Annotated in this window: 24 protein-coding genes; 10 read left to right on the top strand and 14 right to left on the bottom strand. The window is 49.2% G+C overall.

All coding sequences use genetic code 11. The features are described 5' to 3' along the window. Positions 1-16: 16 nt before the first annotated feature. Positions 17-376 carry an outer membrane protein assembly factor BamE gene (locus XMA127_RS00735; RefSeq protein ID WP_173495647.1) on the top strand — a complete coding sequence of 120 codons (360 nt, stop codon included), beginning with the start codon at positions 17-19 and terminating at the stop codon, positions 374-376. Positions 377-403: 27 nt separating this feature from the next. On the opposite strand, the gene XMA127_RS00730 is transcribed toward XMA127_RS00735, so the two are convergent. Further along, the gene (locus XMA127_RS00730; protein WP_173498814.1) at positions 404-952 is read right to left on the bottom strand and encodes a YaeQ family protein; all 549 of its coding nucleotides are present in this window, start codon (positions 950-952) and stop codon (positions 404-406) included. Positions 953-1,100: 148 nt separating this feature from the next. Here XMA127_RS00730 and XMA127_RS00725 point away from each other — a divergent pair, with 148 nt between their 5' ends. Further along, on the top strand, positions 1,101-3,215 hold the full coding sequence (locus XMA127_RS00725) for a response regulator (RefSeq protein ID WP_173498813.1): 2,115 nt from the start codon (positions 1,101-1,103) through the stop codon (positions 3,213-3,215). Positions 3,216-3,402: 187 nt separating this feature from the next. Here XMA127_RS00725 and XMA127_RS00720 read toward each other — a convergent pair whose 3' ends face one another. The 8 genes from XMA127_RS00720 to XMA127_RS00685 all read right to left on the bottom strand — a co-directional run bounded on the left by XMA127_RS00720 (position 3,403) and on the right by XMA127_RS00685 (position 12,614). Continuing rightward, positions 3,403-4,500: an ABC transporter ATP-binding protein gene (locus XMA127_RS00720; RefSeq protein WP_173480160.1), complete on the bottom strand. Its 1,098-nt coding sequence runs from the start codon at positions 4,498-4,500 to the stop codon at positions 3,403-3,405. Positions 4,501-4,505: 5 nt separating this feature from the next. Beyond that, positions 4,506-5,369, bottom strand: coding sequence for a carbohydrate ABC transporter permease (locus XMA127_RS00715; protein ID WP_173480159.1), 864 nt, complete (start codon positions 5,367-5,369; stop codon positions 4,506-4,508). Next, complete coding sequence (locus XMA127_RS00710) at positions 5,359-6,258, bottom strand: carbohydrate ABC transporter permease (protein ID WP_173480158.1); 900 nt, start codon at positions 6,256-6,258, stop codon at positions 5,359-5,361. Before XMA127_RS00710 ends, XMA127_RS00715 begins: the two co-directional genes overlap by 11 nt. 57 nt (positions 6,259-6,315) lie before the next feature. Then, on the bottom strand, positions 6,316-7,560 hold the full coding sequence (locus XMA127_RS00705) for an ABC transporter substrate-binding protein (RefSeq protein WP_173480157.1): 1,245 nt from the start codon (positions 7,558-7,560) through the stop codon (positions 6,316-6,318). An 89-nt stretch (positions 7,561-7,649) separates the two neighbouring features. Beyond that, on the bottom strand, positions 7,650-9,140 hold the full coding sequence (locus tag XMA127_RS00700) for an ATP-binding protein (protein WP_217361968.1): 1,491 nt from the start codon (positions 9,138-9,140) through the stop codon (positions 7,650-7,652). Continuing rightward, positions 9,137-9,799 carry a response regulator transcription factor gene (locus tag XMA127_RS00695; RefSeq protein ID WP_173484461.1) on the bottom strand — a complete coding sequence of 221 codons (663 nt, stop codon included), beginning with the start codon at positions 9,797-9,799 and terminating at the stop codon, positions 9,137-9,139. The genes XMA127_RS00700 and XMA127_RS00695 overlap by 4 nt, the downstream gene beginning before the upstream one ends. Positions 9,800-10,077: 278 nt before the next feature. Then, positions 10,078-11,607: an ABC transporter permease gene (locus XMA127_RS00690; RefSeq protein WP_173480155.1), complete on the bottom strand. Its 1,530-nt coding sequence runs from the start codon at positions 11,605-11,607 to the stop codon at positions 10,078-10,080. A gap of 77 nt (positions 11,608-11,684) precedes the next feature. Next, on the bottom strand, positions 11,685-12,614 hold the full coding sequence (locus tag XMA127_RS00685) for a sugar ABC transporter substrate-binding protein (RefSeq protein ID WP_173480154.1): 930 nt from the start codon (positions 12,612-12,614) through the stop codon (positions 11,685-11,687). 189 nt (positions 12,615-12,803) lie between these two features. On the opposite strand from XMA127_RS00685, the gene XMA127_RS00680 reads away from it, so the two are divergent. Together XMA127_RS00680 and XMA127_RS00675 are read left to right on the top strand one after the other, a co-directional pair. Continuing rightward, positions 12,804-13,580: an ATP-binding cassette domain-containing protein gene (locus XMA127_RS00680; protein WP_173480153.1), complete on the top strand. Its 777-nt coding sequence runs from the start codon at positions 12,804-12,806 to the stop codon at positions 13,578-13,580. A gap of 2 nt (positions 13,581-13,582) precedes the next feature. After that, the gene (locus XMA127_RS00675; protein WP_173484460.1) at positions 13,583-14,773 is read left to right on the top strand and encodes an ROK family transcriptional regulator; all 1,191 of its coding nucleotides are present in this window, start codon (positions 13,583-13,585) and stop codon (positions 14,771-14,773) included. A 198-nt stretch (positions 14,774-14,971) separates the two neighbouring features. Here XMA127_RS00675 and XMA127_RS00670 read toward each other — a convergent pair whose 3' ends face one another. From XMA127_RS00670 to XMA127_RS00660, 3 genes are all read right to left on the bottom strand, one after another. Beyond that, complete coding sequence (locus tag XMA127_RS00670) at positions 14,972-16,822, bottom strand: bifunctional sugar phosphate isomerase/epimerase/4-hydroxyphenylpyruvate dioxygenase family protein (RefSeq protein ID WP_173484459.1); 1,851 nt, start codon at positions 16,820-16,822, stop codon at positions 14,972-14,974. 120 nt (positions 16,823-16,942) lie between these two features. Then, a complete protein-coding gene (locus XMA127_RS00665; RefSeq protein ID WP_173484458.1) occupies positions 16,943-18,094 on the bottom strand; it encodes a sugar MFS transporter in 1,152 nt (383 codons plus the stop codon). A 73-nt stretch (positions 18,095-18,167) separates the two neighbouring features. Continuing rightward, a complete protein-coding gene (locus XMA127_RS00660; RefSeq protein ID WP_173480149.1) occupies positions 18,168-18,818 on the bottom strand; it encodes a TetR family transcriptional regulator in 651 nt (216 codons plus the stop codon). A gap of 257 nt (positions 18,819-19,075) precedes the next feature. On the opposite strand from XMA127_RS00660, the gene dctP reads away from it, so the two are divergent. The 4 genes from dctP to XMA127_RS00640 all read left to right on the top strand — a co-directional run bounded on the left by dctP (position 19,076) and on the right by XMA127_RS00640 (position 22,886). Further along, positions 19,076-20,080 (top strand): DctP family TRAP transporter solute-binding subunit, encoded by a 1,005-nt coding sequence (gene dctP, locus XMA127_RS00655; RefSeq protein ID WP_173480148.1) that lies wholly within the window; start codon positions 19,076-19,078, stop codon positions 20,078-20,080. Positions 20,081-20,166: 86 nt separating this feature from the next. Next, positions 20,167-20,724, top strand: coding sequence for a TRAP transporter small permease (locus tag XMA127_RS00650; protein WP_173484457.1), 558 nt, complete (start codon positions 20,167-20,169; stop codon positions 20,722-20,724). Continuing rightward, the gene (locus XMA127_RS00645; protein ID WP_173480146.1) at positions 20,724-22,007 is read left to right on the top strand and encodes a TRAP transporter large permease; all 1,284 of its coding nucleotides are present in this window, start codon (positions 20,724-20,726) and stop codon (positions 22,005-22,007) included. The genes XMA127_RS00650 and XMA127_RS00645 overlap by 1 nt, the downstream gene beginning before the upstream one ends. Positions 22,008-22,019: 12 nt before the next feature. Next, positions 22,020-22,886 (top strand): shikimate dehydrogenase, encoded by an 867-nt coding sequence (locus tag XMA127_RS00640; RefSeq protein WP_173498812.1) that lies wholly within the window; start codon positions 22,020-22,022, stop codon positions 22,884-22,886. Between the two features lie 113 nt (positions 22,887-22,999). Here the strand turns inward: XMA127_RS00640 and XMA127_RS00635 are convergent, their stop codons facing one another. Continuing rightward, on the bottom strand, positions 23,000-23,755 hold the full coding sequence (locus XMA127_RS00635; RefSeq protein WP_173498811.1) for a sulfite exporter TauE/SafE family protein: 756 nt from the start codon (positions 23,753-23,755) through the stop codon (positions 23,000-23,002). A gap of 406 nt (positions 23,756-24,161) precedes the next feature. Here XMA127_RS00635 and XMA127_RS00630 point away from each other — a divergent pair, with 406 nt between their 5' ends. Then, positions 24,162-24,611, top strand: coding sequence for a type II 3-dehydroquinate dehydratase (locus tag XMA127_RS00630; RefSeq protein WP_173484455.1), 450 nt, complete (start codon positions 24,162-24,164; stop codon positions 24,609-24,611). A gap of 282 nt (positions 24,612-24,893) precedes the next feature. On the opposite strand, the gene XMA127_RS00625 is transcribed toward XMA127_RS00630, so the two are convergent. Continuing rightward, a complete protein-coding gene (locus XMA127_RS00625) occupies positions 24,894-25,436 on the bottom strand; it encodes a methylated-DNA--[protein]-cysteine S-methyltransferase (protein ID WP_173484454.1) in 543 nt (180 codons plus the stop codon). A gap of 126 nt (positions 25,437-25,562) precedes the next feature. On the opposite strand from XMA127_RS00625, the gene XMA127_RS00620 reads away from it, so the two are divergent. Then, a complete protein-coding gene (locus XMA127_RS00620; protein ID WP_173480141.1) occupies positions 25,563-25,748 on the top strand; it encodes a hypothetical protein in 186 nt (61 codons plus the stop codon). Positions 25,749-25,877 lie beyond the last annotated feature (129 nt).

Genomic DNA, 25,877 nt, shown 5'->3' with positions numbered 1-25,877 from the left:
GCTCAAGGAGATCACCATGTTTAGACACACTGCCCTTATACTCACGTCTCTCAGTATCACTGCTTGTGCTACAGCACCGGACCTTCGGTTTAAAACCACCGAAGAGATCAGCGACCTTCTTATTGAGAAGGACAAAGCAACCATCGAGATGCAGCTCGGACAACCGCGTACCATCGCACAAGAGGGGCCACACACTTGGGTCTGGACCTACCACTCAGACATGATGCCCAATAAGAGCCCAAACCAAGGGAAGTGCGAGCTGGTCATTACATTCGATGATGACAAGCCGATCAAAGCGGTGGTCAACTCGACTGAGTACTCACCCTTTGTGCAGGAGCTGCAGACCTGTAACGATCTGGTGCAACAGCTGCAGTAATCACTGTTGCTTTTATGCCGCCGAGTTTTAAATGGCTGGGTAGATCTGTTGCGGATCAATGGTCGCTGAGCCAGCCTCTGAACTGAGCCAGATCTGCCCATCAGTAATCGACGCGCTGATTTGCGCACCGCGCTCGGCCAAGGCGGTTAACGCCTCACTTTGATCCTCGTTGATGCGGTAGATAATCAAACTATTTTGGCTAGCGACCAACTTTTTTACACCTTCCCACCAAGGGTTGAAGGCCTGATCCGAGCCATAGGTGATCAAAACCGTCTTTTGTGAGCGGTTGCACGCCTTCTTCAAGCGCTTTTCACTCGGCAAGCCCACTTCTAACCAGAGTTCGATCTCATCAGCGTAGCTCTTTAGCCATAGATCGGGTTCATCCTCTTCACAGAGGCCGCGGGTAAACTCCAGACGCTCTTGAGCATTCATCACAAACGCTAACAAGCGCATCATCATGCGCTCATCCGTCTCTGAAGGGTGTCTGGCAAGTGTTAGCGAATGATCGGCGTAGTAGTTGCGATCCATATCGGCAATTTGCAGATAGATTTTAAAAACGGTGGAGTTTTGAGCCATATCTGTTCCCTAAAACAAACTGTCATTAGTGACAGATAAAAAAATTGTGACTTTACTGGATTTTACTACAAAGCCGTCTATGCTGACTCTAACTGATTGCGAAAGTTGTGTTGCCTTCGCATAGATAAACAAAATATGAGTGCTCTCAATGGTCCACATGCTCGACAGCATTAAACGCATCCCTCATTGGCTGAAAGTCGTCATTCTCGCCATGCAAGGTCTATTCTTTTTTGCGGTAGGGATCACGCTGCAAGAATTCTATTCAGACCACCAAAGACATCTAGCTTATGAGCGAGCGACGCAACAGCAGAAGCTCTATCGCAACAGCATCACCAGACTGGGGGAGTTTCGTGGGCTCTGCACACTGGCGCGAATTGAACCCATACCCTCTAGTGAGCTCATTCAGCTCTGCGAAAGCGCCAGTATTAACCTAGTCGAAGCGCTGGAAGCGATGGATTACCCGGCCGCCGAGATCGATCAGATTCTCTCCGTCGATGGACAGTACTACGAGATCTTTTTAAGAAAGAGTGCCTATTCTGAGCAACTGTTAACAGAACTTTTTCAAATCTACCGTGATTCAGGAGTACAGTTGGAAGAGAACATCCTCTCGTACACAGCCGGCCGAACCATCTTTGTACACCTACCCGATCTGATTGAAAAATTGGGTGTCGTTCGCGGCATAACGGGATTATCCAATTCTGGCCTGGTCTCACGCAATAATCTTTACATTGCAGAAGGTCGAGTTACGGAGATCCTTATCAACACCCGAAACACCTTAGAAGCCTTCGAACAGGCCAATGCAAGTAGCTCCCCGTCAGAATTATTACTCGATTTTGAAATCATCGAACAGCATATCGTTGAGCATTTTGAGCGATTAGATCGATACCGTTTCATGGAGTTGAGGGATCCAACCAAAGACTACGATCTCGATCTCTTTTTAAAAGCGACTGAGATTATTGATCAGATACAGACTCTATACGATGACACAGAAGCAACCTATGCGGGTCTGTTGGCAGTAGAACAAAACAAAACTCATCAATACGCCATCTCCTCTTCTCTCTTATTTGTAATTGCTCAGTTACTTTTAATACTGATGTTCCGATTTATGTTACGAGCCATTCACCAGATTGAAGAGACCTCTGAACAAGCGACTAAAGCGTCAGCATCCCTATCTAAAACGCTTAAACAGCAAGATAAGATGTTCGCCATTATTGGGCATGAACTCAGAACCCCAGCGGCTGCACTCAATATGCAACTGAATGAATTGCAACTTAAAGAGCAGCAAAACCAACAAGTTAAAGAGGCGCATGCCACATCACAGCATCTGCTCGAAGTACTGGATGATATGCGAGTTGGCACCGACACATCATTAATTATGGAGAGTCGCGTCGAAACTCAACTGTCAGTCTATCGATTAATTAAAGAGGCAAGCCACACGCTCTTTTACACTGCCGATCGGTTTGGGATAGATATTCAAGTTCGCGGCATGAGTGATGATCTGCATGTTGGCTATAAAAAACAGATTCGCCAGATCATTATTAATATGACTAAAAACGCCATCGTGCACAGTCAAGGTACCCAGGTCATTCTGGATCTGAGTTATACCTCGGCCGAAGATCAAACCAACTATCAATTGCAGATTATTGATAATGGCAAAGGCATTCCCGACAAAGACGTTGAGCGTCTGTTCGAAGCCTTTGAACGAGGCGACACTAAAGCGTCCGGAACCGGTCTCGGTCTGCATATCAGTCGCGAACTTGCACGCAGTTTATCTAATGGAGATTTGGTCTTCAGCCCTAACCCTGAAGGGGGTGCCATCTTTACCCTGAGTTTCACACTCAAACAGGCCAAACACGAAGAAGAAGCAGCAGCAGCAGCAGCAGCAAAAGAGCATGCAATCAAAGGCAAAAAGATACTACTGGTCGAAGATACCGCCACATTAAGAATGCTGGGCAAAACCATACTGACACGCGAGGGTGCCGAGGTGGTTGATGTAGAGAACGGTCAATTAGCCCTAGACGCCTACTCTAAGCAGAGCTTTGACCTAATCATTACTGACATCATGATGCCGATAATGGATGGCTATGAACTGACCGAAACGCTTAGGTCCTGGGGTGCAACGCTTCCGATTATTGGAGTTACCGGTGCCACGGTGGGTAATGAGGCGGACAACCTGCTGGCGAAAGGGGCCGATCGAGTTTTGCCGAAACCTTTGAATCTCGACCAATTAGAGACAGCGCTTAAAGAGATAGAGGCGAATTAACTACCCCGTTGGAGCGATCTTGCAAAGGTCGCGATGCTTTACCGTTCATCGCCTCATCTACGATAAGGCTCCAACAAGAGCGTTTAGAGAGACTGTACGAACCGTTGGAGCGATCTTGCAAAGGTCGCGATACTTTAACGCTCATCGCCTCCTCTTCGAGAAAGCTCCAACAGATATAGGGCAAGGTTTAGCAGATACGCTCACCGGTTTGGATATCAAACGCGACCGCTTTCGCCGTATTAACCTGCACCTCTGTACCAGCGCCTGCCGTCATGCCCGCTTTAGGAGAAAGGCGTGAGTGAACATCAATGCCGTTCCATTGACCAATTGCCATGGTGTCAGCCCCCATAGGCTCCACAACATCAAAGTCCAGCTTCATGCTGTGCAACCAATCCTGATCTTCAGGTGCCGGCTTAGGCTCGGTAATCATCTCTGGACGAATACCCAACACCACACGATCAAGGCCTTTTGCAGCAATGGCCTCGGCACAAGGCAGTTTTAGGTGATGAGTTTCACCCGCGGATTCAACAACCGCTTGCCCCTCTTTGATGTCGACCTCAATAAAGTTCATCGGCGGCGAGCCCATGAATCCTGCGACAAACATATTGGCTGGGTTGTTGTAGATCTCGTCCGGAGTACCCAACTGCTGCACGATGCCATCTTTCATAACGGCAATACGATCAGCCAGAGTCATCGCTTCGATCTGATCGTGCGTCACGTAAACAATGGTCGTGCCAAGACGCTTGTGCAGCTTCTTGATTTCAGTACGCATCTCTACACGCAACTTAGCATCCAAGTTCGATAGAGGCTCGTCGAATAGGAAAACCCGCGGCGAACGCGCTAGGGCACGGCCCATGGCAACACGTTGACGCTGACCACCCGAAAGCTGGCTCGGCTTACGATCCAGTAGGTGATCGATCTGAAGCAGCTTAGCCACCTCGTTGACGATGCGATCACGCTCCTCTTTAGGGACTTTACGCATCTCAAGGCCAAAGGAGATGTTGCGCGCAACGTTCATTGTTGGGTAGAGCGCGTAGCTTTGGAAAACCATCGCAATGTCGCGATCTTTTGGCGAGGCCAAAGTCACATCCTTACCCGCCAACTCAAGCGTACCACTGGTCGCATCTTCAAGACCCGCAATGATATTCATCAGCGTCGACTTACCACAGCCTGATGGACCCACCAGGATGAGGAATTCACCATCCTGAATGTCGATGTTGATCCCTTTTAGGATGTCTGTTTCACCAAAGGATTTAGTGACGTTATCGATTAATAGAGAGCCCATAATAGTTATCCTTTTACCGCGCCAGCTGTCAGGCCGCGTACAAAATATTTACCTGCAAAGATGTAGACCAGTAGAGTGGGAAGCGCTGCAATCACGGCAGCCGCCATATCGACGTTGTACTCTTTACCGCCCATCGATGTATTAACTAGGTTGTTCAGTGCCACTGTGATCGGCTGCGTACCCGGACCTGAGTAGACCACGCCAAATAGGAAGTCGTTCCAGATCTGGGTAAACTGCCAAATGATCGTTACCGTGAAGATAGGTAGAGATACCGGCAAGAAGATGTGGCGGAAAATCTGGAAGAAGCTTGCGCCATCCAGTTGCGCCGCTTTCACCAACTCCGTCGGTACAGAGACATAGAAGTTACGGAAGAAGAGCGTCGTAAACGCAACCCCGTAGATCACATGCACCAGAACCAGACCGGTTACTGTGTTGGCCAAGCCCAATTCAGCCAGTAGACGCGCCATCGGTAGCAAAATCACCTGAAACGGAATGAAGCAGCCAAACAGCAACATACCAAACATTAGGTCGCTGCCGCGGAAACGCCATTTAGAGAGCACGTAGCCGTTCAGCGCACCGATCACGGTCGACAGAATGACGGCCGGAACAACGATCTTCACACTGTTCATAAAGAAGGGTGCTAGACCCTGACACTCGGAACCGGTACACGCACTGCTCCACGCTTTGATCCAAGCGTAAAGGGTTGGATCCTGTGGCAGTGCCAGTAGGTTACCGCTACGAATCTCTTCGATGTCTTTAAACGAGGTTGTCAGCATCACATAGAGTGGCGCTAGGTAGAACAGCGCAAACGCAAGCAGACAGCCATAAATAAATAGACGACCTAAGTTAAATGAACGATTAGCGACCATTTTTTCCACCTCGTAGTTCTGAGTAGAGGTACGGCACAATAATCGCCAACACACCCATCAACATAATCATCGCACTGGAGGCACCCACACCCATCTGCGCTCGGTTAAAGGCGTAGGTGTACATAAAGTTAGCCGGTAGGTCAGACGCGTAACCCGGACCACCGCCAGTCAACGCTTGCACCAGGTCAAAGCTCTTAATCGCAATGTGAGAGAGAATGACAATCGCACTGAAGAAGACCGGACGCAGAATAGGCAGAATCACATACCAATAGGCTTTCATCTTGCTCGCGCCGTCAATCTCAGCTGCTTTAATCAAGCTGTCGTCAACACCACGAAGGCCCGCAAGGAACATCGCCATAACAAAACCACTCGACTGCCATACCGCTGCAATCACGATGGTGTAGATCGCCATGTCCTGCTCAACCAGCCAGCGGAACTCGAAGTTCTCGAAGCCTAAATCACGGACCAGTTTCTCAAGACCTAGACCTGGGTTGAGGATCCACTTCCAGGCCGTACCCGTGACCACAAACGAGACCGCCATGGGGTAGAGATAGATGGTACGCAGCGTACCCTCTAAACGAATTTTTTGATCCAGTAGGATCGCTAGGAACAGACCTAGCAGTAACGAGACCGCGATAAACAGAACGCCAAACACTACCAGGTTATTCAGAGCCACATCCCAACGAGGGTTGGCAAACAGCTTGGCGTATTGATCAAAGCCGACAAAGTCCCACTGAGGCAACATTCGACTCTTGGTAAAAGATAGCGCTCCGGTCCAAATCATAAAGCCATACATACAGACCAACATCACCGCAGTGGTGGGGGCTAGCACGATTTTTGGCAATAAGGACTCTAGCGTCATTGGCTTTTTAGCCTTTGACACACTCATCGTGAATCTCCTAAAAAAGTAAATAAGAGCCCCCAGGGTTGAGGGCTCTTGGTCGGATTACATCGCTGCTTGGATAGAAGCGATTAGCTGAGCTTTACCCTCAGCAGCCGACTGATCTGAGTTGAAGAAGTTAGTAGCGGTATCGTAGATAGCGCCAGAAACTGCTTCAGGGACAGCCATACCGTGCGCGAAGCTTGGTACTAGACCGCCAGTTTGTGCAGAAGATACAAAGGCATCCATTGACGCGTGTGCACAGCTATCGAACTCGTCACGAGCCATGCCTAGACGTGCTGGGATAGAACCTTTGTTAAGGTTGAAGACTTTCTGGAAGTCCTGACCTAGGATCTGCTTAGCCATCTCTTGTTGAGCTTTCTGTGCGTCAGCATCAGACTGCGCGAAGAAGGCAAAAGAGTCGACGTTGAACGTGAATGAACCTGACGTGCCTGGTGCTGCAACACATGCGTAATCAACGCCTGGTGTCTTACCAGCAACAGTGAATTCACCTTTCGCCCAGTCACCCATAATCTGCATTGCAGCTTCACCGTTGATGACCATTGATGTCGCAACGTTCCAGTCACGACCTGGAGAGTTTTCATCGATTAGACCACGGATCTCACCGAATACGCGGAACACCTCTTCAGTCGTTGCGCTGTTAAGAGCGTCTGCATCTAGCTCAACGAATGCTTTCTGGTAGTACTCAGGACCGCCCACACCAAGCACAACAGCTTCAAATACAGTCGCGTCCTGCCAAGCTTGGCCACCGTGCGCTAGGGCAATGTAGCCAGCGTCTTGGATCTTTTTAGCTTGAACTAGGAAATCGTCCCAAGTTGTTGGGATGGTAGCGCCCGCTTTTTGGAAGATCTCTGGGTTAGCCCACAACCAGTTTACACGGTGTACGTTAACTGGAGCGGCAACGTATTTGCCGTCGTGTTTCATTACATCAGAAACCACACCAGGTAGAAGTGCATCCCAGTTGTTCGCTTTAGCTACGCTGTCGATGTCTGATAGGAAACCTAGCTCACCCCACTCTTGGATCGATGGGCCTTTGATCTGTGCTGCAGTCGGTGGGTTACCCGATACTGCACGTGACTTAAGAACGGTCATTGCGTTCTCGCCGCCACCACCAGCAACTGCGAAATCTTTCCAGCCCACACCCGCTTCAGTCAGTTTCTCTTTTAGGTATGCAACTGATTTCGCTTCACCGCCACTTGTCCAGTAGTGAAGAACTTCTACGTCAGCAGCCTGTGCTGCAGTTGATAGTGTTGCCGCAGCTACGCATGCAGCTAAAGTACGTTTGATCATTGAGTAAACCTCTTTATTGTTGTTTATAGGTAAGAATACCTAGGGAACCTGCGGACAGATTCACTAAAATCAATATAACAACTTGAGTCTTACGCAGAGTTTCGTTCTGTTACAAAGTGTGACAATGGAAAACGAAGCTCAACGATCAAACCGCCCCCTTCACGATCAAGCAGTTCAATACTGGCTCCGTGCAGCTGGGCAATCGACTTAACAATGCCCATGCCCAGACCGACATGAATCGATGAGGGCGCCTTATCGATACGATAGAAAGGCTCAAAGACGCGTTGCTTCAACTCATCACTAAGACCTGGCCCTCGGTCACAGACCTGAACCACCAACTCATTGTTTTCTGGCTCTTTGTAGCCAAAGATCTCGACTCCACGCCCGTAGTGCAACGCGTTATCGATCAGGTTAGTGAACAGGCGTTCAAGAGAGAGGCGGCGACCCTCTAGGACAAACTCTTCGGGCAGTGTCGCAGAGCTGGGCAGCCCTTCAACCTCTGCACTGGCTAGCGCTGACTCAATCACCTGTTTCAGATCAATCTGCTCGCTGTTCTCATGAATGGCGCCATCTTTAATCATCTGCAGGGAGGCTTTGACCAGCAGATCGACGTTCTCAATGTCGCCGATCAGGTTATCACGTAGTTTATCGTCATCAATCATCTCAACCCGCAAGCGGGCGCGCGTCAGCGGGGTTTTCAGATCATGGGAAATCGCGGCAAAAAGCTTCTCACGATCGGAGATGAACTTCTCTAGCCGTTGCGCCATCTGATTAAAGGCACGAATCGTTGTCTGCATCTCCCGTGTACCTTCAGCCGGAATAAGGGAAGGCGTTTTACCACGACCTAGAGCATCCGCCTCACGTGCCAGTCTTCGCAAGGGTCGAACAATACCGGCAACCAGAAGCGTCACCAACACAACCACTGTCAGCGTCACAGCCACTAAAGAGACCAACCGCTCAGACTCAAACAGAGTACTGCCCATGAAATCCCCGCCTGGGAATACAGTGGCTAGGTAGACCCACTCGTCAGGGTTTAATTTAAGCTGCACAACGACGACAGGGCTGTCATCACCGGGATCTAACAGAGCAAACCGCTGCCATTTGGGTGGCAGCTGCACCATGAGGTTGTCATCTGAGAGAATGCGAAGATTCGAAAACGCAACGAACTCAACCGCAAAGTCTTCGGACTGATAAGCTAATTGGCGGGCTGCATTCTGCTTTACACGCTCACCAACAAGCTGCTGCAACTCGCTGTTAGGCAAGGTCTCTAAATGAATTTTTTGACTGTTAATCGAGACAAAGTAGCGCGTGCCGCCCATATCGCGCAGCTGATCGAGTACGATGTGTCGATATTCACGTGGTAGTTTAGAGAAGAACTGAATCGTCTGACCTATGCGCGCGCCCATCACTTCCGAGATCTCAACGAGACGTTCGCGTTCTGCCTGTTGAATCTGGCGTGTCCAGACATAAGAACTGACCGCCTGTGCCACTAAGACACCGATGATCAACACCAGAGACATGCGTGCAATGATCGACTTAGGCATCAGCCGATCGCGTAGGCGGGACCAAAAACCGATCATTTTAGAACCAGGTGGTACCCTTTGCCGCGAATGGATTTGATCGTCTCATCCTCGCTGAAGGGGGTCAATTTGGTGCGGAGTCGACTGACTAAGGTATCAATCGAACGATCTTGCGGAAGCGCCGCATGCCCCTTAAGCTCCATGCTGAGCTGATCACGGCTGATGACACCGTCATGGCCATGCAGTAGCGCCAACAGATCAAACTCAGCCCCAGTCAAACTAAGCGCTTCACCATTGACTGACACGGTTCGTTTCGCCCTGTCTAACAGTAGAGTAGAGATAGCAGTTGGTGATTCGACGGGGGCGGATCGACGCAGCAGCGCTTTAATGCGAGCCAACAATTCGCGAGGGTTAAAGGGTTTACCCATGTAATCATCTGCACCCAACTCAAGACCCAGGATACGATCCACATCGTCACTGGCAGCGGTGAGCATAATGATCGGCAAGTTGGAGTCCTGACGCAGAGTACGACAGAGAGCCAGTCCATCCATGCCCGGCAAACCGACATCAAGAATCAACAGCTCGGCAGCACTGTAGTCGCCCTCAAGCAGCGCTTCAGCCGACTCAAACGCAAGTACCGTGAAACTGTTTTTCTCTAAGTAATCCGAGAGCAGTGAGCGTATCTCGTGATCATCATCAACGAGTGCAATGACAGGCATGTAGGGTAACTTCCTAATTGTTATCTTTTTACTCTAACGAGAAACACTTACGAGAGCTAGCCTTACTAAGTTCACCACCAAATTACCGTTGGAGCGATCTTGCAAAGGTCGCGATTCTTTCAATCCCCATTCGCCTCATCTTCGATAAGGCTCCAACTAAGAGCATTGAAGGGGTACTGCACGTACTGTTGGAGCGGTCTTAAAAAGGCCGCGATGCTATTTGCTTTCAACAAAAAACCCCATAGCCTAGGCGATGGGGTTTTTTAATCATTGGGGGATTAGCCTTCTAGCGTACGAGCTCTTTCAAACATGTAAGGCACCGTCGTCATACCAGCCAGTACTACCGCACCCAAGATCAATAGAGGCGCAACAGCTGCCATGCCCATTGATACTAGCAGAACCGCTGCTGCCACGTAGACGGCTGCAAGGATAAGCGCCAGTGAACGTTTCAAGGTCACAGCTACAGCCACGGCACCCAACACAAGCACGAGAAGCGACGCGAAGGATTGCCAGTTGCCAGACACAATGGCTTGTAGTTCAGCCACAGCCGGCGCATCCAGTAGGCGAGCCGTTTGGTTAGCCGCAAGATCAAGTCCAGCTGCTTGCATTGCCACCATGCTGTTGTGCTCATGCAGTGAAATCGCCGAGCTGATCAGTGCAGAACCCGGTGTTAAGCAGGCAAACAGAGCAAGAACCAGAGCCACAACACCCAGCATACGCTGAACTTTAACCGCTGATTTAGATTGGCGAACAATATCCAATCCAACGGCAACCAAAATGATCAGACCCAGTACCACCATCTGCCAGAAAGTCTCTAGCTGAGCCAGGGTCAGACCGTTATTGATCAGTTTCAGAAGGATGACACCCATGAAGGTACCGATGATCGTACCGCGGCCACCAAACAGAGAGGTACCACCAATAACAACCGCAGCAATGGCATCCAGCTCCCACATCTGGCCGTAGTCAGATTTTGCATAAGGCGCGCGACCTAGGAAGAGCATCGCACCCAATGCAGCGCCCATCGAACAGATTACGTAGGTGTAGAGAGTGTAGAGACGCGTATTGATACCCGCTTGGCGAGAGCCCTGTTCGTTACTACCAATCGCATAGATGTATCGACCCAAACGCATGTTGGATACAACGACTGCCAACAGAATGAAGAAGACGATGAAGATGATCATAGACATCTGGAAGGTACGGAAGAAGTCCATCCAGTGCTCGTTCACGAAGGCGCCAATCGACTCCATAAAGCCGCTCAGTTCACCCGCTTTGTAATCAGCACGAAGTTCGGCAAAGGGGTTGTAGCGACCAAATAGGTCGAACGTTTCAGGTAGCTTAGGTGTTGCACGCGCATCCGTTGAAAGGTGTGCCGTACCACGCCAAATCGAAAGACCCGCCAGGGTAACGATAAAGGCCGGCATCCCGAGATAGGCGACCAACGTGCCATGAATAATACCCACTAATGCACCCATCGCTAGGCCAGACATGATCGCTAACCAAGGTGGGAAACCCCAGTAGCTAACAATGTAACCGGTGACCGCTGCGATTAAGCCCATAACAGATCCAACCGAAAGATCGATACCTGCCGCAAGAATCACCAACGTCATACCACCCGCAACAATACCGATAGCGGCTGAGTTGTTCAGAATGGTCATTAAGTTAGTGGGATGGAAGAAGGGTTTACCATCCGTTACTAGCTCAATGGCTAGAGCAAGAATCAGAATCGCCAGCAGTGCGCCAGACCACTCTTTACGGAAGAAAGAAACCGTAACGCCGATCGCTTTATCTTGAAGGCTTTTAGAAGTCATTATTCAGGACCGTTTGTTTTAAACAGTTAAAGAAGAGATCGGGCTAATGCCCGATCTCGACGGAGTGTAAGTAAAACTTACTTGATACCTACTAGGTCTTTGTAAGCACCTGAAGTAGATGGAGTCACTAGGAAGAAACCAGTGTCGATGCGTGGTGATACATCTTTACCCTGTGATGCAGCAACCGCAGCTTTGATGCCTTGGTAACCCATCTGGTAAAGCATCTGAGCTGTGTCAGCGTGTACCCAACCTTTATCCATCGCTTCGATTGCGTCAGTTGCGCCGTCGAAACCAACCAGTTTGATGTCACCTGCGCCTAGGCCAAGGTTTTCCATCGCTGCTTTAGCACCCATAGTGCCGCCGTCCCATGCGTTAGCAACCATTTTGATGTCGCTGCGTGAGTTTAGGATCGCTTCAACACCTTCCTGAGCTTGGTTAGAGTCCCACTCAGTTGGTACTTCTAAGATTTCAGAGTTTGGACGAGCTGTTTTGAACGCTTCAACGAAGCCGTTACGACGCTCTTGGCCAGTAGACTGAGCTTGGTTACCCGTCACGTAGATGATCGCATCGCCATCGTTGATCAGAGTGGCTGCAACAGCACCCTGTACTTTAGCCACTGCGTAGTTGTCTGTAGCAACGAATGACGTCACTGCAGCGCCTGATACGCCAGTATCGATTGCAACAACAGGGATACCTGCATCCATTGCATCGTTTACTGCTGGAGCAACACCTGAAGAGTCAACTGGCGCGATACCGATTGCATCCACACCCTGTGCTACTAGGTTTTCGAACACTTCTAGCTGGCTTGATAGGTCGCCTTGGAATGCTGGACCTACAGTTACTAGGTCAACGCCCGCTTCTTGAGCTGCGTCTGCTGCACCCTGGTTGATCATCATCCAACCTGAGTTTGTTGCTGATTTAGTGATGTAGCCGATAGAACCTGCGTATACAGAGCCAGACATAAGTGCGCCAGCAGCCATTACGCTAAGCATTTTTTTCAATTTCATGTGTAGATCTCCACATTTGTTTGTTTTTGTTTTCGGCGGTCTATTTCGATGCCTAACAGCGATCTTCTAATACTTTATAGCGCCCTGTCAATAATTAAATTGAATTGATTTAATTATTGACTCGCTCTTAATTGTTAGTCATATTTAGTCACATTCAAATAAAGAGAATTTTCGTTCAGGAGTCTTAAAGTGTCTCAAAAAGTCTTAGAGATCAGAGGGTTAACCAAGCACTACGGCGGTGTACACGCGCTGAATGATGCGGACTTTGATCTTGCTCCGGGTGAGCACGTAGCGATTGTTGGAGATAACGGTGCGGGTAAATCGACCTTCGTTCGTAACCTAACCGGTGTAGAGCAACGCACTCGCGGTTCGATCAAATTCTATGGTGAAGAGGTCAACTTCGACTCTCCTCTTGAGGCTCGCGATGCTGGTATTGAGACCGTTTATCAAAACTTGGCACTGGCAGATGAACTAGACGTGCCAGCCAATATCTTTTTGGGACGTGAAAAGACCAAATTCAATCTTGGCCCATTCAGCTGGATGGACAAGAAAGGGATGCGCCAAGAGTCAGAAGCACTGCTTGAAAAGACCGGCGTTAAGATTCCTGACCTAAGCCAATCACTGCGCGGCATGTCGGGCGGCCAACGCCAGTGTGTGGCGATCAGCCGTGCAGCAGGCTGGGGTGAGAAGTTGATCATCATGGATGAGCCAACCGCCGCTTTGGGTATCCAAGAGACTACTCGTGTTGAAAACATTATTCGTGGCTTGAAAGATCAGGGCATCCCTCTAATTTTGATCAGCCACAACCTTCGCCAAGTCTTTAACCTTGTGGATCGCATCATTGTCTTCCGCCAAGGTCGTATCGTTGGCAACGTTGTAGCGGCTGAAACGACCGGCAACGAGATCGTCTCGTTGATCACCGGTGCAGCGGATCAGGGTGTCCACGAAAACGCGAGTTACATCTAATTATGCGCAGCGCTTCGGCTTCTCAACGCGCCTCTGGTTCAAACCAGGTCGGTGTTCGCCAATACAATGAACGACTCATCCTCTCGTTAATTCGTGAGCATGATGCGTTGACGAAAGCCGAAATTGCCAAAGCAACCAACCTTACTCCACAAACCGCATCAACGATCATTAATCGATTGATGGAACAGGACCTGTTAATCGCAGGCACTAAACGCCGCGGCGGTTTGGGACAGCCTTCTACCCCCTACGCACTCAATCCTGAAGGGGCGTACAGTATCGGTGTCAAAATTGGCCGCGCCTCGTTGGAGGTGCTGTTTATGGATATGACAGGGAATATTCGTACCCGCATATCGCACGAATACCCCTTCCCGACGCCTAAAGAGGTCTATGCCAAGATCGAGCAGAGCATCAACACGCTTCTTGAACCTCTTGACGAGATGCAACGCGATCGCGTTACCGGTGTTGGCCTGGCAGCGCCGTTTGCGCTGGAAGGTTGGGGCGATGAGCTAATTGAAGCGAAAGAGGCTTTAGCTGAGTGGGCGAAAATCGATCTGCTCGAAGAACTAAAGAAGGTCACCGACCTAGATGCGGCCATGCTGAACGATGCAACAGCAGCTTGCCTAGCCGAGCTAACCTACGGTAATCCGCAGAGCTGGGAGAACCTACTCTACTTCTACGTGGGTACGTTCATCGGTGGTGGTGTCGTTCTTAACGGACAGATTCTTCCAGGCAGCCATGCCAATGCCGGTGCACTGGGTTCAGTACCAAGCGCCAATGGCAAGCAACTGATTCACCATGCGTCACTGCACCAACTTGATAAACGATTGAAGTCAGAATCGATCGTGGCGGATTTTGCCAATCTATCGGAAACCCTAGAACAGGATGCCTGGGCTCTGTTTACAGATTGGGCTGACAACGCAGCGCCCTACATTGCCCAGACCATTGCGGCAGGTTCTGCCTTTGTGGATCCAGATGGTGTGATCATTGATGGACGCCTACCGGCAGTGGCGACACAGTACTTAGTACTGGCGATCAACCGTGCTTCGAGCGATGTGAACTGGGAAGGTCTCAACAAACCCCCGGTGATCGCAGGCAACCTTGGATTTGAAGCCCGCGCGTTAGGCGGTGCACTCCTACCGATCTACTCTAACTTTGGCTTAGATAACCAAGCCTTCCTTAAGGCCGCTCAGTAGCAGCTAAAAGGTTGGAGCGATCCTCCGCCCCCGTGGGAGCGATCTTGCAAAGGTCGCGATTCTCTTTCAAACCTTTCGCCTCATCTTCGATAAGGCTCCAACAAAGAGCGTTCGTTGGAGCGGTCTTAAAAAGGCCGCGATGTGCAAAACCTGCATCGTTTCCTCTTCGAGAAAGCTCCAACAAATACTCAGCGAAGATCAAAGCAACAAATTCGTTTCATACTCACGCAACGCCGCTTGGGCTGCAAAACGAATGTGAGCATTCGCTTCACCGTAGGCCTGATACCCACCGATACGCTGCACAACTTCAAAGAAGACACCCTGTACTTCACGCGTGTAGAAGTGCAAAAACTCACCCTCATCATTCGCATCATACAAAATATTAAAGCGCTGTAACGTCTCAATACGCTCAGCAGAGAGACCAAACTTACCCTTAATTTCACGGTAATAGTTGTTGGGTACCGGCAACACCGATTCCGGATTGACCTGCGCTGCAAAAGCCAAAATATCCTCACACTCAAATGCGATCTGCTGCATACCGGCACCATGGGTTCGCTGAATAAAGCGCTGCGGTGACGCCTGACGAGCCTCGGTCATGTTGATTGGAATCTTAACCTGCCCGTTCTGACTAGAGGCCACTCGACTGGCCACAAGGCCATAAATGTCAGGCAGATCCTGTACCGGTGTAATGTCAAAGTTAAACACCGATTTATAGAAGAACGCCGCCGATAGGAAATCAGTATTTGTCACCGACTGCGCCATATGATCGACGCGTTTAACGCCCACTTTGGGTAGTTCTACTCCCTCGACCGCTTCAAAATCGACATCAAAAAAACGGAACTTCTTATGACGCTCAACCAGATAGACCAAACTGTCGCCAACACCGCGCAGCGCTGGAATATTCAACTCACCAGGGCCTGCTGTGTTATTGAAGCGTTTAATTTGATACTCGTCAGCCTGCTTCAACGACTCTTTGACACTCGACGTCGTCAATGCCAAAGCGCACACTGATGCGCCGTGCAGCTGGAAGTGCTGGTGTGCTTGGCTGGCAGGCTCACGGTTAAGCACCAGGTTTACATCACCCATCTGCATCAGACCGACATCTTTAGAGAGGTGTTTGTGCGTCTCTTGGAAGCCTAATGAATTCAACATAGAGACGATCGATTCACCCTCTTCACCAGCAATCGCAAACTCAATGAACTCAACGTCAGTAATCTCAGCTTTAGGCGTTTCATCCTTGCACTGCTTATCCAACCAGATCAATGAACGCATACCATCTACTGCACGCTCTTTGGCAGGAGAAGCACGGAACTCATCATTGAAGATCTCGTGCGAAACGTAGTCATCAAAGCCTTTGTCACACAAGACTTTCATGAAATCAACGACCGGAAGATCACCCTGACCCGGGAAGCTGCGGTAGTGACGGCTCCAACTCATCAAATCGCTCAAGTGCATCACAGGCGCATCGGCCACCTGAACCAAGGCGATTTTATCAACAGGAATCTCATCGCGCAGACAGTCGAGCGTATTACCTCGAGAGAACATGTGGAAGGTATCAAGGTTAATGCCCAGCGCAGGATGATCGGCACGCTTTACCAGATCCCAAGCATCCTCATAATCAGCGATGAAGCGCCCCCAAGAGAGCGCCTCGTAACCCATAATAAAACCTTCTTTTGCTGCCAGCTCAGCCGCTTCGTAAAGGTCCGCAGCACAGCGTGCACGATCATCACTGGCATGAGGAGAGACACTAGAGCAGCACAAAATTCGTTGAGTGCCCAGCTCATGCATCATCTCGAATCGACTCTGCATGTGATAGAACTTTTGACGCTTTAACTCAGCAGGCAGACCTTCCAGATCACGAAACGGCTGCAGCGCTAGAATATCCAAACCTAAGTCATCGGCAATCGACTTCACCTCACGAGGTGAACCAGCAAACTGAATCAGGTCATTATCAAAAATCTCAACCGCATCAAAACCCGCATCCGCAGCGGCTTCAAGCTTGTTTGGCAAACTGCCAGAGAGAGTAACGGTAGCAATTGATGTTTTCATAATGAGGACTCACATTGGGTTACTTTGAACCAAACGGTTCAAAACTATGAGTGCATATTAGCAAATACCATTTAAATTAATAAATAGTATTTAATTGATTAGATATAACTTAAAGGAAATTTATCTTTTACGAATCAAGGTAAGCAGCAAAAAGACGCTGGCGGTCATGCCCAAGAAAACCTGCGCCAGCGCTTCCAACCCAACGCTAGAGACTAGAAGCCCCAAGGAGAGGGGCATAACCACTAAACCAACTCCGGCAGCAGAGATCTGCATGCCGATCAGGTTGGTCACATGCGATTTTGGGACTCGCTTTGAGGTGGTTGAAAGCAGTGCTGGGAAGGTTGGTGCAAAGCCAAGGCCGACCAGAGCAAGCCCATAGACCCCACCTGGTCCACCTATTTGAAGGGTGAACAGAACCAAGCCAATCAGTGAAAGTAACAGACCGTAGAGCGTCAGGTTCATCTCACCTAACTTGGGCGCAAGTAGGCCCGCAACGATTCGACCAAGGGTAAAAGAGCCCCAATAGATCGTTACCCAAAGCCCTGCCGTGGCAAGGACCACATCCCGCGATTCCGTCAACAGGGTAAATGCCCAAAAGCCCAAACCAATTTCGGCCGAGGTGTAGAGAAAAAAGGCCAACATACTTAGCCATGCCGCCGGTAGTTTGAGCGTGGCGAGCATGCTGGCATTACCCTGCTCTTCCGGTTCACCAGCACTAGGCTGGTCACTCCATAAGCCGCGATAGTGGATAAAAGCAGAAAGCATCAATAACATCAAAAACGCGACCAACAGATAGCCAGGCCGCCACAGAACTGTCATCGCCAGCGATAGGGTCATGATGGCAGGACCTAGAGTGACTCCGACACCAAAACTGGCATGCAACCACTGCATGATACGGCTTGAGTAGTGTTTCTCCACATAGGCATTGAGGCCCGCATCGATACCACCACCGCCCAGACCGGCAATCAGTGCGACAAAGGGCATCCAATACCAGTCAGGCACAACCATAAACAGCACCAATGCGATGACGGTAAGTGAAGCACTTTGAATCAGCAGGCCAGCCAATCCAATACGATTAACAATTGCACCGATCATGAAGCTGCTCAGAGCATAACCGACGGTTCCGCCGGTCATGATGATTCCGAGACGATCCAGAGTGGTTGAGAACTCATCGGCCATAGTGGGCCAAGCCACACCGAGCAGCGCATCAGGCAGGCCTAAGGAGATGAACGCGATAAAACAGAGAATTAAAAGAAGGCGGCTAGGATGCATGTAAAACTCACTAAAAAGAGCTTCAATCTAGCGAAGCTGTAATGAAGTTACCAATCCAAAATGTTCTTAAATATCAGTTGGCGACAAAGCGCAGGATCATCTCTTGTACCTGCTGATTAAGATGACTTTGCCCCTCTTCCGTAAATAGATCGTTGCCAAAGGCTGCACTGAAGGTTGAGCGGTTCGAGTTATTGAAGAAACAGGCTGAACTGATCAACCAGTGAAGCTCAATGACACTGATGCCCGATCGAAAAACACCCTCCTCAACACCTCGTTGGTAGATCTCGCCAAGCCGATCGATGGCAGGGTTGTTAACCTCCTCAAACGCCTCTTTTGCGATCAGATTGCGTCCCTCGTGAATGTTCTCAATCATAACCAGGCGAATAAACTGCGGATTGTTGCGCTGATGTTCAAAAGTGAACGCCACCAGTGAGCGAAGCGCCTGCTCGGGATTGAGATCATTCAAATGCAGCTGTTGCTCGCCCAAACGGATATCTCGGTAGGCAGCCTCAAGAACGGTACGGTAGAGCTCTTTTTTATCGCCAAAGTAGTAGTAGATCATCCGCTTGGATGTATCGGTTTTTTCAGCGATCACATTGACCCGCGCACCGGCATAGCCTGAGGTGGCAAACTCTTCGGTGGCGACACGCAGGATATTGGCTTTAACTGCTTCAGGATTACGTTTTTTTGCGGCTGAACGGTTCGATGTAGAAGGGATACTCATTTTACTTTTAACCAAACGTTTAAAAAACGGTTATAAAGGTTCTAACAAATTGTTTTAACCAAATAGTACAAAAAGCTTGAATGCCTGTATAGGGCTATGGCAAATTTGCACTACTTAGTTTTAACCAAGTAGTACAAAAGCTAAGAGCAAGACAATAAAACCAGCTTGCTTGGGGTAGGTGGTTTTAGACATCTTGCTACAAAAAATCTTGGAAACGTCATCTCTAGGCGTGAAACGATAATAAATTGGAGAGCCCAATGAAAAAGGCGATGCTAAAAACTCTTGTTGCTACTGCTGTAGCCGCTGCTTCTGTTTCAACTTTTGCAGCACCCACTATCAAACTAGGTCACGTTGACGGCGCTGACTGGCAGACATCTAAAAAAGGTGCTGCTGGTGTCATCTTCAAAAACATTGTTGAAGGTGAGACAGATATCAAAGTAGAACTTTTCCCAGCAAAAGCTCTAGGTAACGAAGGCGATCTAGTTCAGCAAGCACAGGAAGGCACTACGCACATGGCGATCGTTTCTGGCGCTATGGCTAAAATCTGTAAAGAAGCTGACGTTCTAAACATTCCTTACACATTCTCAAACGCAACGATCGCCTGGGACGTACTTGACGGTCAGTTTGGTCAAGATCTTGCTGCACACTGTCTAGAAGAGACTGGCCTACGCACACTTGCATACGGTGAGACAGGTTTCCGTAACTTCACTAACAACGTTCGTGAGATCAAATCTCCAGCAGACATGAAAGGTCTTAAGTTCCGCGTTCAGCCAATCCCTCTATACGTAGAGATGGTTGAAGGTCTTGGCGGTGAACCAACGCCTATCGCTTGGTCTGAACTTCCAAACGCACTTACAACTGGTGTTGTTGACGGTCAGGAAAACCCTGTCGGCACTATCTACAACAACAACCTTCACAAGCTACAGAAGTACATGGTTCTTGATGGCCACGTTTACGCTGCTGACTTCATCGTAATCAACGACGAATTCTTCCAGTCTCTAAGCGCTGCTGAGCAGGACATCATTGCTAAAGCCGCTCGTACTGCAGGCCTAATGGGTCGCGCAATTCAGCAGTTCAACACGGCTGAAGGCGTAACGAAAGTGGTTGCTGAAGGTATGAAAGTACACTCACCAACAGCTGACGAAATGGCTCAGTTCAAGAAGCTTGCACAGCCAGCGGTTAAAGAGTGGCTTGCTAAAGAGCTAGGTAGCGATGAGTGGATCGCTAAACTAGACGCTGCTGTAGAAGCTGCTTCTAAGTAATACTCCAAACCTCTTCAGGTTTGCACGGCTCCGACCATCCGGTCGGAGCCTATTTCTCAAAAAACTTATAACTGTCGGTATGACTTATGCACACTCTATTGCGTAAGGTGACCCGCTTCGTCGGTACCTTTTTTGCAGCAGGTTCAGCCATCTCTATGGCTTCAGTGTTCCTGATCATCTTCATAAACTCAGTACGCCGTTACACCATCGGAGAGTCGATCCCATGGGGCGAGGAGTTACCCGTCTACCTGGCAGTCTACGGAATTATGTTTGGCATGGCTTGGGCTTACCTGCTCGATCGCCATGTCTCTTTTGATCTTGTCGCGGGTCTGCTGCCTAAAGCAGCCCACAAACCGATCAATTTCTTTGTGGACCTCTGCATGGTCGTTATAGGTGCGCTGTTGAGCTACTCCGGCTACCTCTTCATGATGAAGCGCGGCAAAGTCGATGCATCCAGCATCCTTTCAAGTGCGCGTGAACTTCGAGATCTATTCGGTATCGAACAGCTTGCGATTCTTGGGCAGATGTACCCCTACTACTTCGCTATGGTGCTGGGTGGCGCCATGCTTGCAGTAGCAGCACTACTGCGCCTGCTAAATCGAGCTGCGAATACCGATCAACATGAAGCGGAGGGCGCATTCTAATGACTTATGCCATTCTTCTAGGCGGTATCTTTATTGGCCTACCCATCGCTTTTGCCATCATCGCTGCACTGCTCTACTTCATGGCTGTGGGCGAATTCCCATACCATCTTCGCATCGTGGCAACACAGATGTTTGGTGGCATGGCCTCTTACCCACTATTGGCGATCCCTCTATTTATTCTTGCCGGCGAGCTGATGAATGAGTCGGGTATCACCAGTCGTATCATCGCATTTGCGAACGTTTTGGTCGGCAAAATGCGTGCCGGCTTAGCCATGGTGAATATCTGGGCTTCGGTCATATTTGCCGGTCTCTCTGGCTCTGCGGTTGCGGATACATCGGCGATTGGTCGTGTCTTTATTCCAGAGATGGAGAAGAAAGGCTACCCACGTGAGTTTGCTGCTGCCATTACGGCGGCCTCTTCCGTCATTGGTCCGATTATTCCACCATCGATTCCTGTCATCATCTATGCCCTGACTGTGACGGGTGTCTCGGTACCCGCGCTATTCATGGCCGGTGTGGTTCCCGGTGTAATGCTTGCGATCTTCCTTTCGGTCTACGTCTACTTCTTCAAAGGCCACTACGAGAAGCAGGGCACAGAGCACGAACTTGGCGAAAAGCAGAGCAACTCTCGCGCCCTGATCCAAGGGATTATTCCTCTATTGATGCCTGTCTTCGTGGTTGGCTCAATACTGATGGGGGTCGTGACGCCAACGGAAGCGGCCAGCTTTGCCGTGGCCTACGCCCTGTTTGTCGGAATCTTTGTCTTCAAAGAGCTGAAAGTCTCTAAACTGGCCGGTCTTTTCGCCCGAGCGATGCGCGACAGCTCGATCATCATGGTCGTTATCGGTGCGGTTGCTGCTGCTAACTGGTTGATGAACTACAACCGCGTTCCCAACATGATCACTGACTTCGCCTTGGAGTACATGACGGTTCAGTGGATGTTCTTAGTCGGCGTCATCATTCTCTTCTTAGTGGTCGGTCTGTTCCTAGAGGGCATCGCGGCAATGTTGGTACTGGTGCCGATTCTGCACCCAATTGCTGTGAGTCTAGGCGTCGACCCAACTCACCTTGGCATCATAATTATCTTCAACCTAATGATTGGCTTGATCACACCACCAATGGGACTCTGCCTGTTTGTCGCGGACTCCATCGCTAAGGTCGGTATGGCGAAGCTGAGCAAGGTGATTTTGCCGCTATTCTTAGTGGAGCTTTTAGTTCTTATTATTATCACGTTCGTTCCAGATTTGGTGATTGGATTACCAACAGCACTGGGCTTGCTGTAAAGGATGACAGCTATGAAGCAACTTAAACTGGGTTTAATCGGTAACTCAATCTCACAATCGCGTGCCCCTTTCCTGCACAAGATGTTGGGCGATATCTATGGCTTTGATGTCTCTTACGACTTGAAGGATCCGGGTCAAAGTGACAAAGAGGCATTTAAAACCATGCTTCAATCACTTCGTAATGATGGATTTACCGGTTGCAACGTCACCTTCCCCTTCAAATCCATTGCCGTTGAGTTCGTTGATGAGCCCGATGAAGCGGTACGTGAAGTAGGTGCAACCAATACACTCTACCTAGCCAATGGTGCTGTAAAGGCAACAAACACGGATTACACCGGTTTTATTCACGGCTACAAAGCTCAACGTGGTGACAAGCCAGCAGGTGAAGTACTGATGCTAGGCGCCGGCGGTGTCGGTCGAGCGGTTGCCTTTGGACTCTTCCATTGTGGCGCAACTAAGCTGAACATCTTTGACCTAAATGTTGAAGGGGCTGAAGCGTTAGCGGCTGCGGTACGGGCTAAAGGCTATAACGCTGAAGTGATCTCTAAAGAGCAGCTAGCCGAAACAGCTAAAGCCGCCAACGGGTTGGTCAACTGCACACCCGTTGGACATTACGCTACACCTGGCATTCCACTAGACCCAGAACTATTTGGTGGTCAAGAGTGGGCGTTCGATGCGGTCTATGTCCCACTAGAAACTGAGTTCCTAACGGCCGCTCACGAAGCGGGTTTGGATATCGTCAGTGGCTTTGACCTCTTCTTCCATCAAGGCATTGATGCGTTTGATACCTTTGCTGGTATCAAAGCGGATGGGCATGAAGCGTTGGGACGTTTTATTGAAGAGTTTGATATTCAGAGCACGTTTATTAAATTAAAATAGTTTGCCATCGCTCCGGTGACTGGTTTTAACCAGTCATCCGCTTTATCAGCACCTGCTAATTCTGAGCGTAACAAGAATGCGGATGACAGGCTGAAGCCTGTCACCAATGTTACTCATAATGAGTCGATTACTACTCCGTGGATCAGCTTTATAGAGACCAGCAGCAGTCCGACTTCTACTAAGCCAAAGAACCATCGATCCTTCAAAATCTTAGTCAGCTTAGCCCCCATAAAGGTACCCAACAGTGCACTGGGCACCATCCAAAGCGCCAGCGTTAAATCCTCTGTGGAGTAGCCACGAAGCGCTAGGTAGGGTGGCAGTTTTGAGAGGTTGATCACAGCAAAGAAGAGCGTTGCTGTCCCGGCAAACACCAGTTTCTCCAGTTTTTGTGGCAGAACATAGACCTGAAAGGGTGGGCCACCAGTATGGGAGATAAACGAGGTAAAACCGGAAATGGTGCCCCAGATCCAACCGCCCACTTTGGTCGGTTTTTTCGCCTCTTTTACTTGGCGCTTTCCAAACCAGATATAGGAGACAAACGTGAGGCCCATAATACCGATCAGCAGGGCGACAAACTGATCAGAGACAATGGATGCCGTTGCCCAACCAATAAACACCCCTAGCAGACCCGCGGGGATAAGATTTTTCAGATTGATCATTGAGAAGTGTTTTCGATAGAGCCACACCGCCACCATGTCACTGATGATATAGATGGGTAGCAACAGAATGGCACCCGTCATAGGTGACATCACTAGGGAGAGGATCGGCACCGACAACATAGCAATGATGGGCAATCCACCTTTTGATAGGCCAACAAACCAGGCGGCAATCAACGCAATGACAAAGGCTGTACTTCCAAATTCAATCAATTAGGGAAACCTGCACTGAACATAAAGAGCTTCAAAGTATACGGCTCTTTTTCAATCTATGTACAAAAGATGTTGCACTCATGCGGCAGGATCTTAGACTAGGAAGCCTGCGAATAAGTCCATAGCATCTCAGCGAGATCTGAAATGTGTAGATACAAGGCGCTTTTTGCCGCTAATGGCCGTAGTCCTTAGCAAGAAGAGCAACACAGTAGATGCACATTACAGGTCACGCCCTGCGGGGCTTACAGTCAAATCCATCTTCAGCGTTGTGCTTTCTCGACTTAGCCCGCTAGGCCTTCGAAAACACGCCTTGATAATGAATTTGACTGTAAGCCTGAGATGCCATGGACTTGTTCGCAGGCTTCCAAAGCGACCAGTTCTCTGGCAAACAGTTAAGGATAGAACCATGGCAAAAATACTTCTGCTTCACGGCATCAACCACGCAATGTTCGGCAAGCGTGACCCGAAACATTACGGCACCTTTACGCTGCAAGATATCGAATCGGCCGCAGCTAATTGGGCTGCTGAGCAGGGGTGTGAGCTTGAGTGCTACCAGACAGACATCGAAGGTGAGCTGGCACGCAAAATTCATCAAGCCTTTTTGGAAGATGTTGATGCGATCGTTATCAACGCAGGTGCTTGGACTCACTACAGCTACGGTCTCACCGATGCGTTGGCGATATTCAAAGACAAAGGCCCTATCGTTGAGGTGCACATGTCCAACGTTCATGCGCGTGAGGAGTTCCGACATAAATCGGTCTTCTCACAGGTCGTTATTGGTCAGATATCAGGCTTTGGCTTGACCAGCTACAAGTTGGGTATTACCGCAGCAGCGGACGCACTTAAAGGAGCCTGATTGCATGAAAGGTTGGTGTCCAGTTTGTGAAACTCGACGCCCTATTCAACGTGAAGAGGGTATGGGCACTGACTACATTTGTACAAGGTGCAAAACAAAACTGTCACTCAGTGGTAAGAATCAAATTCTTATCTTGCCGTTTTTTTTAGCCGTTCTATGGTTAATTATCACTACGGTGTTTACCGAGAGAGAGGCTTTTAATGCTTATGAAATAGCTGCTCTACTGTTATCAATCCCACCTTTTGCACTTTATGCTTTGCGCTTCATCACTTTTGAAAAAAATCAAAGATCAGTAGCTTCTGCAGATAGCAATTTAGCCTTTAAAGATACCCCCCAACGGTAACCCCCTAATGAGCCATCACTTCTGACCGCACGATGGCATGGCACCCAATAAGCAATGTTATTTGCACCCAGTGCTGATCCAACCGCACGAACGGCTTTTGGCTTTTTAATGTTCAAAGCAAGCTGAGAGTAGCTCACTGTATCACCCTCTGGAATCTGACAAACAGCCTGCCATACCTCTTTTTGAAATTCTGTACCGATCACCCATGCTGAAGGTTTGGGTTGATGACAAAAACTCCCAAACAACTCAACCGCCTTCTCATTCGAGATGTACCAGTTTGCGTTGGCAAATCGTTTGCTTAAATCATCCCAACCACAAACCTCATCCCCTTCATAAAACCCAAGAAAAAGGAGACGGTCGTTAAACCATGCAGATCGAGCCACACCAAACTCAGTCCTTATGTCGCCCGTTAATATATCGAGCTGAGAACCTTGATTTTGTAGATGAGCTTTCGGTAACGCTATTAATTCCAAATGACTCATGACTAACCCCGCTAACTTTCTTCGACTCGCTGTTATTAATTGTTAACCCAAACGTCACCAAACTGTCATGTTTAAGGCGTTTAATCACGCTACTAAATTGATAAACAATAAAAAGGTAGCTGCACAATGAATCATAGTGATGCGCTAGTAAGAATGCACCATCGTGGCTTTAACGTTTCTGAGCTTAAAAACCAACCTAATATTGACCGCACCGATCTTGATGCTGCGTTGAAAAAGATCGAACGCGAGCATGAAACCTCTAAAAGAGGTCTAGCTCAACACTCGCAAGCCAGCTTTGCGATGCGACTTTAGACGCTAATTGCTCCAATAGCCCCTCATCTTCGTAGATTAATTGGACTTACACGAACCTTTGGTTATAAACTTATTCGATCGGGCGCTCTAAGCTAAATTTAGCTCCATAAGAGCAAACGAAAGTTCATG

The organism is Marinobacterium sp. xm-a-127 (assembly GCF_013283425.1).
In the GTDB taxonomy this organism is placed as follows: Bacteria; Pseudomonadota; Gammaproteobacteria; order Pseudomonadales; family Balneatricaceae; genus Marinobacterium_E.
The sequence above is the reverse complement of the archived record's forward strand: the minus strand, read 5'-3'. Positions and strand labels throughout refer to the sequence as shown.